The sequence below is a fragment of the Halapricum sp. CBA1109 genome (genome assembly GCF_009741825.1).
Lineage (GTDB): Archaea > Halobacteriota > Halobacteria > Halobacteriales > Haloarculaceae > Halapricum.
Map to the genome: position 1 here is coordinate 1 of NZ_WPCA01000135.1, position 7,154 is coordinate 7,154.

General features: G+C 66.0%; 2 protein-coding genes and 1 pseudogene. 1 reads left to right on the plus strand and 2 read right to left on the minus strand.

Features of this window, described 5'->3' with window-relative positions:
- The coding region (locus GJ629_RS12960; protein WP_157513427.1) for a VWA domain-containing protein at positions 1-6,020 on the minus strand (6,020 nt) is incomplete at its 3' end.
- 205 nt (positions 6,021-6,225) lie between these two features.
- Positions 6,226-6,456, minus strand: a complete 231-nt coding sequence (locus GJ629_RS12965) for a hypothetical protein (RefSeq protein WP_157513428.1) — start codon at positions 6,454-6,456, stop codon at positions 6,226-6,228.
- Between the two features lie 132 nt (positions 6,457-6,588).
- On the opposite strand from GJ629_RS12965, the pseudogene GJ629_RS12970 reads away from it, so the two are divergent.
- Positions 6,589-7,154: pseudogene (locus GJ629_RS12970) on the plus strand (hypothetical protein); the annotation flags it as partial.

Here is a 7,154-nt window from a genome sequence, read left to right on the forward strand (position 1 = left end):
CGGTCGCTGACCTGTCGCTGAGCCACGCCGGACATCTCGCTCATCGCCTCGCGGACTGCACGCGTGTTGATGTCGCCCGGCATCGCCCGCCGCAGTCCGGCGGCGGCCTTCATCGCGCTCCGGCTGGCGACGCCCGCCGCCGCGCCGGCCAGCGCACCGCGCACGCCGCGGTAGGCGTTGAGCACCGTCGCCGCGCTGTCGGAGGCCTCCTCGATGACGCGCGTCGCTCGCGTCGCGCCCTTCGTCCCGATGACTGCCTCGAACAGCAGCGCACCGGCGTACCCGCCGTACCAGTGCAGCGCGTAGTCCGCGTAGTCGAGGTCCTCGCCGCTCAGTTCACCACCGAGCGAGTCGAGGAAACTCGCGCCGTTGCGCTCGATGTACTCGACGAGCCCGTAGTTCGGCGCGCCCCGCGAAACGCTGATCGCCGAGTACGGGTTGTTTCGGTTCTGGGCGTCGGCCAGTCCGTCGAGGGTGCTGACGATGATCTGACCGATGGTCTCAAGCGGCGCCTCGAACAGCATCCCGACGATGTCGAAGACGCCGAGGATCTGTGCGGGATTCTTCAGCAGGTCGACGATGCCCTTGATCGTCGTCCCGACACCCTGCGTGAACCCGGAGAGGATCGCCGCCGCTTGGGTCGGACTCAGCGTCCCCGGGAAGACCGAGACCACCTCGCTCGGGAGTGTGTCGTCGATACCGAGTTCTTCGAGACCGCCGGCGACCTCACCGAAGAAGTTGCTGTCCTGACCGCGGATCGTCCGGTTGTTGCCGTGGAAGTCGAACGGCCGGATGACGATCTTCTCGCCGATCAATGATTCGATGGCCCCGTCGAGGGCGCTCGGATCGGTGAGCTGGACGTTGAGGTTGTGGGTCGTGATGCCGTCGCCGTCGGTCGGCTCTCCCGGGTGGCGGATTTTGACGTCCTCGTCGTCACCGGGCGTGCTGTCCACCTCGGCGTCGGGCCGACGGACGATCACCGTGTCGACGCCACTGGGGTCTTTCACTCGGAAGCCGACGTTGTACGTCGAGGACGTCACCGCGGCGGCGCCACACAGCACCGCGCCGACGGGCGAGGTGTAGCAGGCGACCGACGACGCGCTACCGACCGCGCGCCCTGATTCGGTAGCGGGCGAGCGGTTACTCGCGCCCATCGCGGGTGCCAGCGTCGCCGTGCCGACCGGCGTCTCGTCCGTCTCGGTCGTACCGTTCGGCGCCGTCGTGTTGGCTATCGTTCCGTTCGACGCCGTCGCGTGCGCGGTAGTGCCATTCGGCGCCGTCGTGTTCGGCGTCGTACCGTTCGGAGGCGTCGCAGTCGTCGTGCCGCCGTCCGTCATCAGCGTCGCGTTGGACGCGTCGGCCGTCCCGGTGGTCGCGGCGGCCGTCCCGTTGGCCTGCTGGGAGGTGATGATACCGATAAGCCCGTCGAGGAAGTCCTCGAACGCGCTGATTCCGCCCTCCACTGCGTCGACACCCTCGCCGGCAGCGTCGGTGATCTTGTCGGCACCCTTGCTGCCGAGGTCGGAGATACCGCCGGCGGACCAACTGGTGAACGCGCCGATCTGGTCGGCCGACCACGAACCGAGCGCACCGATCTTGTCCGCGCCGAGGTTGGCTATCTCCTCGACCTTACCGGGATCGAGGGTGTTTAGCTTCCGGATCTGGTCGCCGGACCACTCACCGATCTTGTTGATCGCGTCCGCACCGCCGCTGACGATCCGACCGAGGCGCTCCTCGGTGACGTCCGCGAGGGCACCGATCTGGTCGGACCCCCAGTCGGCGAACTTGTTGAACTCACTCTGGCCCCAACTCGCGATCTCGCCGATCTTCTCCGTACCGAGGTCGGCGAACTCCCTGAACTTCTCCATACTGCCGTCGGCCCAGTCGCCGATCTTACGGAGGCTCTGCTCGGAGAAGTCGTCGAGTTTGGCCAGTTTGTCCTCGCCCCACGCGTAGAGGTTGTCGAACTGCTCGCCCGTCCACGAGGAGATACCGGCCAGCGTGTCCGCGCCGAGGTCGACGAGTTGGTCGACCTTCTCGTCGGTCCAGGCGGCGATGTCCGCGGCGACCGCGGCGCTGTAGTCGGCGAAGGCCTCGAGTTTCTCGACGGCCAATTCACCGTACTCCTTCAGCGTCTGGACCAACTCCGTCGGGAGGTCGACCGCGAGGCTCGCGCTGATGTAACTGATCGTGACCTCCGGCGGCGAGAAGTCGTGCAGCGACGGGTCCTCACCGACGTTTGCCTCCGCACCGTCGAAGATACCGTCACCGTCGCTGTCCTCGTCGGTCGGGTCCAGACGGTTCTCGAACTCCTCGCGGTCGTCCATTCCGTCGTTGTCGGTGTCGGCCCGTTTCGGGTTCGAGGACACCTCGCGGGTCGTCGTCGGCCCGTCGTACGCCGAGAGCGTCTCGTTCGCCGCCGCCTGACTAGCGTACTTCGGATCGTTCACCGTCGTCGCCGTCCAGGTCTCCCCGGTCTCCCAGCGGTCGGATAGTCCGTCATCGTCAGTGTCGACCTCCGTCGGATCGCTGTCCCACGCGTAGCCGAGGAACGTCAACTCCGGTGCGCCAGATCCCGAAGTCAAGTACGTGTGTCTCTTGTCAGTGATATCGACCTCCTCGCCGTCCGGGATGCCGTCGTTGTCTGTGTCCGCGTCGTACGGATCCGTGGTCACCGTGTCGTCTCCGTTCAGCGGGATCCCGTTGCGCTCTATCTTGTCCGGAATACCGTCGCCGTCTGAGTCCAGAGCGGCCGTCGCGCCGCCGTCACCGCCGGTTCCGTTCGACGGCGCGATGTACCCCTCCGTGTCGTTGCCGAGCCCCTTCGAACTGGTATCGGCGAAGAGGTCGATCCGTCGCGGCGTCCCGTCGGCGGTCTGTGGCGTCTCGTACGCGATGCGGTACCGACTCGTCAGTTCCGACTGGATGTCATCGAGGAAGGCATCGAAGTCCGAGTCGTAGATATCCGTCCAGATGCCGCCGACCCGGTCGGCCAACGTCTTCGTCTTCACGTCAGAGGGCGAGGACGTGTAGTAGGCCACACCCTCCGTCCGGATCGTCTCCTCCAGGTCCCCGATGGTGTTGCTCGTCCGACTGGCGCTGTGGGAATCGGCGTCCGTGATGTGGACCACGACCTTCTGGGCCCCGTCACGGAAGTCCAGCGACAGTCCCGTGTCGATGGCGTCGAGGCTGTCTTCGGGGTAGTCGCCGCCGCCGTAGGCGTTCAGGTCGTCGACCGCCGACTTGAACGCGTCGACATCGCCGGTCAGCGACTGATCGATCTGGTTGCCGTCCTTGAACGAGACCAGCCCGTACCGGGCGTCGATCCCCGCGTCCTCGATGTTCTGGGCGAGGCTGCGGGCGTTGGACTGCATCGAGTTGATCTCCCCGCCCATCGACCCACTGTCGTCGAAGACGAACACCACGTCCGCTTGGGTCCCCTCGGTGAACTCGGCGGTCGAGATGGTCGCCTCCGACCCGTTCTCGAAGACGCGGAAGTCACCGTTGGTCAGCGACCCGGCGTCACCATCGGAGGCGTTCACCGTCGCGTAGATGGATATCGTCGGGTACTCCGTCGGGTCGACGCTCTGGATGTCCACGAACGACCCGTCCGCGGTGGGGAGCGTCGCGTCGTCATCCAGCCCCGTCTCGTAGTCGTACTCGGTCCGGCTGTCGAGGTACTCGGTCCACTCGCGCTCGTCGAAGACTGTGTACGTCGAGAAGTGCGGTGTCGTCGCCGTCACCGTGTTACTCGACGTATCGACCGTCGAGGGGACCGGCTCGTAGTTGTTCAGCGTCTCGTTGTACCGGTAGACCGTGAGGTTCGACTCGTCGTCGACCTTCTCGGGGTCGTAGTCGAAGGCTATCTCCGCGGACTCGAAGGACTCGTCGCTCTCGAACTCCACGACTGGCCCCACTCGGGCCGTCTCCGCGCCGGGCGTGTACTGGTACCCGCGGTCGGACTCCGATATCGTGACGCTCGACGCCACGTCGCCCTCGCCGGTCACCGCGACGCTCGCCCCGAGCGTTTCGTTTTCGGTCTCGGTCTCGAACGTTTCGTTGCCGTCGAGCGTTCCATCGCCGTCCGTGTCCGGGTCCAGCGGGTCGGTCCCGATACGGATCTCCGCGCCGTCGTCGAGTCCGTCGTTGTCCGTGTCCGCGCTGACGGGATCGGTGCCGTAGGTCCCCTCCTCGGCGTCGTCGAGTCCGTCACCGTCCGTGTCGGCGATGAACGGGGCCGTCCCGTTGATGACCTCCTGTCGCGTCGTCAACCCGTCGCCGTCCGGGTCGTCTAGCCCGTCGATGCGACCGTTTCTGTTCGCGTCAGGGTCGATAGGATCGAGTTCCGAGAACAGGATTTCCACGTTGTCACCCAGCAAGTCGTCGTCCGTGTCGGCGCTGAGTGGGTCCGTACGTTGCTTGTACTCCTCGCGGTTCGAGATGCCGTCCCGGTCGAAGTCCTCTTGTCCGTCGGTGAGGTTGTTGGCCGAGGCGTCGTACGCGGTCTTGTTCGTGTCGCTGTTGGGGTCGTTCGGGTCCGTCCCCGTCACCGTCCGCTCGTAGAAGTCCGGCAGTCCGTCGCCGTCGCTGTCGGTCACGTTTCCGAGAGTGACACTCTCGGCGTCCCGGTAGTCGGGGATATTGTTCCCGTTCCGGTCTTTCGTCCCCTCGTAGGCGTCCGGAAGACCGTCACTGTCGCTGTCCCAGTCGAGGGCGTCTATCGTGCCGTCGACATCGGTGTCGATGGGTTTCCCGGCACGGGTCTCCTCGAAGTCGTCTATCCCGTCGCCGTCCGTGTCCGCGTCGTTCGGATCGGTCCCGAGTCGCTGCTCAGTGCTGGTGTCCAATCTGTCTCCGTCCGGATCGTTCGTCTCCGTCCCGTCGTCGGTCCCCGGTTCCGCGGGGTCAAGGAACGCCGGAACACCGTTGTCGTTCCGGTCTTCCGTCCCTTCCTCGGCGTCGGGAACCCCGTCGTCGTCGCTGTCTAAGTCCAAGTAGTTCGCGTCGCCGCTCCCGTCGGCGTCACCCGCACCCTCGACGCTGTCGGGGATGCCGTCGTCGTCGCTGTCCAGATCACGGAAGTTGTACACCCCGTCGCCGTCGCGGTCCTGATAGGGGTTGGTGAAGTTCCTCCCCCCATTCCACTCCGTGCTGTCGTTGATTCCATCACCGTCGCTATCGAGGTCCAGCGCGTCGATAGTCCCGTCGCCGTCCGTGTCTATCGGCTTCCCGCCGTTGGTCTCGGTGTAGTCGTTGATCCCGTCCCCGTCGCTGTCACTGCTGTTGGGGTCGGTCCCCAGTTCTCGCTCGAGAGTGTCGTTCAGGCCGTCGCCGTCGCTGTCGACCCCGCTGGGACCGTCACCCGGCACCTCGGGGTCGAGGTAGTCGGGGACGCCGTCGCCGTCACTGTCGGTCGTCCCCTCCTCGGCGTCGGGCACGCCGTCGCCGTCGCTGTCGGTGTCGCGGTAGTTCGGGACCCTGTCACCGTCGGTGTCGTTCGTCCCCTCGACGATGTCCGGGATGTCGTCGCCGTCGCTGTCGGGGTCCAGCGCGTCGATAGTCCCGTCGCCGTCCGTGTCTATCGGCTCCCCGCCGTTCGTCTCGGTCGCGTCGTCGATGCCGTCGCCGTCGCTGTCCGAGAGCGACGCGTTCGTCCCCAACTCGGCCTCGACATCGTCTGTCAGGCCGTCACTGTCCGTGTCGACCGGCCCCGAGTCCGGTTCCTGACTCTCCTCGTAGAGAGCGATGGCGTCGAACAGCGTCACCTCCCCGTCACCGTCGCGGTCGAACCGGGCGACGTTGTCCGTCACGGTCTGACTCGCCCGGTACTGGTACAGCGTCAAGGCGTCGAAAAGATTCACCGTCCCGTCGCCGTTGACGTCCTCGAACACCCCGTCACCGTCCGTGTCCGTCGGCGTCCCCATCTCGACCGACAGTGGCGACACCGTCCCGTTTTCCGTCTCGTTTTCTGCCGTCGTGAACCGATCCATCCACGCCGGTTGGGCTAACGTGTCCGACACCGTCTCCCCATCGGGTGTCGCCGTTGCGACCCCCAGTGGCCCGGAGATAGGTGCAATCGTCAGTAGCAGTACGACTCCCAAGACCCCCCACACGGATCTCATTGTGTTATCATCTACTGAGTTCTAATAAATATTTTTCGAATGAAGACTTAGTGCATACGGGTATTAATAGTATTAAATACTCGCCGCCGAACGTCGAGAGCCCTCACCGACGGTAGCCGTGGCCGACGAGCAACGCGAACGCGTTCGCTAGCAGGAGGGCAGCAATCACGTCGACACCGGCCGCCGTCCCGAGGTCCGTCGCCAGCAGCGACAGCTGGACGAACGGGAGCGTGATGGCAGCCCAGAACGCGCCAGCACGGAGTGGATAGAGGAGGCCACGCTGGCCGTCCCCCTCACCCGTCGCCGCGTCCGGTAGCTGTCTGCGTCGAGTCACGGCGTCCACCCACGAGAGCCCCCACTCCCGTTAGTACAGCGATAGGTTCGATCGATAAAAATAGTTTCGGCTCGGGGGCCGAGGAACGGAACGCCCGGAAACGGTAAGCCGGTCGTACCATTTCGAACCAGTATGGGGAGCCAACGGCTGTTGCGGTGGGGCGTCGGCCTCACGCTACTCGCAGGGTACGTCGGTGCTGGTGCGGGCGTGTACTTGCTCTTGCGGTCGTTGCTCACGCCGCCGCCGGACCTACTGGAAGCGCTGGCGGCCATCGCCGTCGTCACCGTCGTCGGCGCGTACGCGAGTTACCGGTTCGGGACCCGGCAGTTGCTCGCCGGCCTCGAAGCGAAGGCCGTCGGCCCGCGGGAGTTGCCGCGGTTCTTCCGGCGTCTGGAATCCCTCACCGAACGGATGGACGCCGGGCGGCCCGAGGTGTACGTCGCGCGCCTCGGCGCGCCGAACGCGCTGGCGCTGGGCGGCGTCCGGTCCGGGCGTCTCGTCGTCGACGACGACCGTCGCGTCCTCGATGCGGGACCCTGTCGTCCCGAGGCGGAGCCCCGAGACGTTGTTGTTCAGGTAGGTGCCACCGACGACGCGGACGCGGCCGCGTTGCCGTCCCGGGCCCCGGGGGCCCGGACGCGTACAGCCCGTTGTCCGAGAACCGTTCGAGCGTACACTCCTCCAGCAGCAGGTCACCG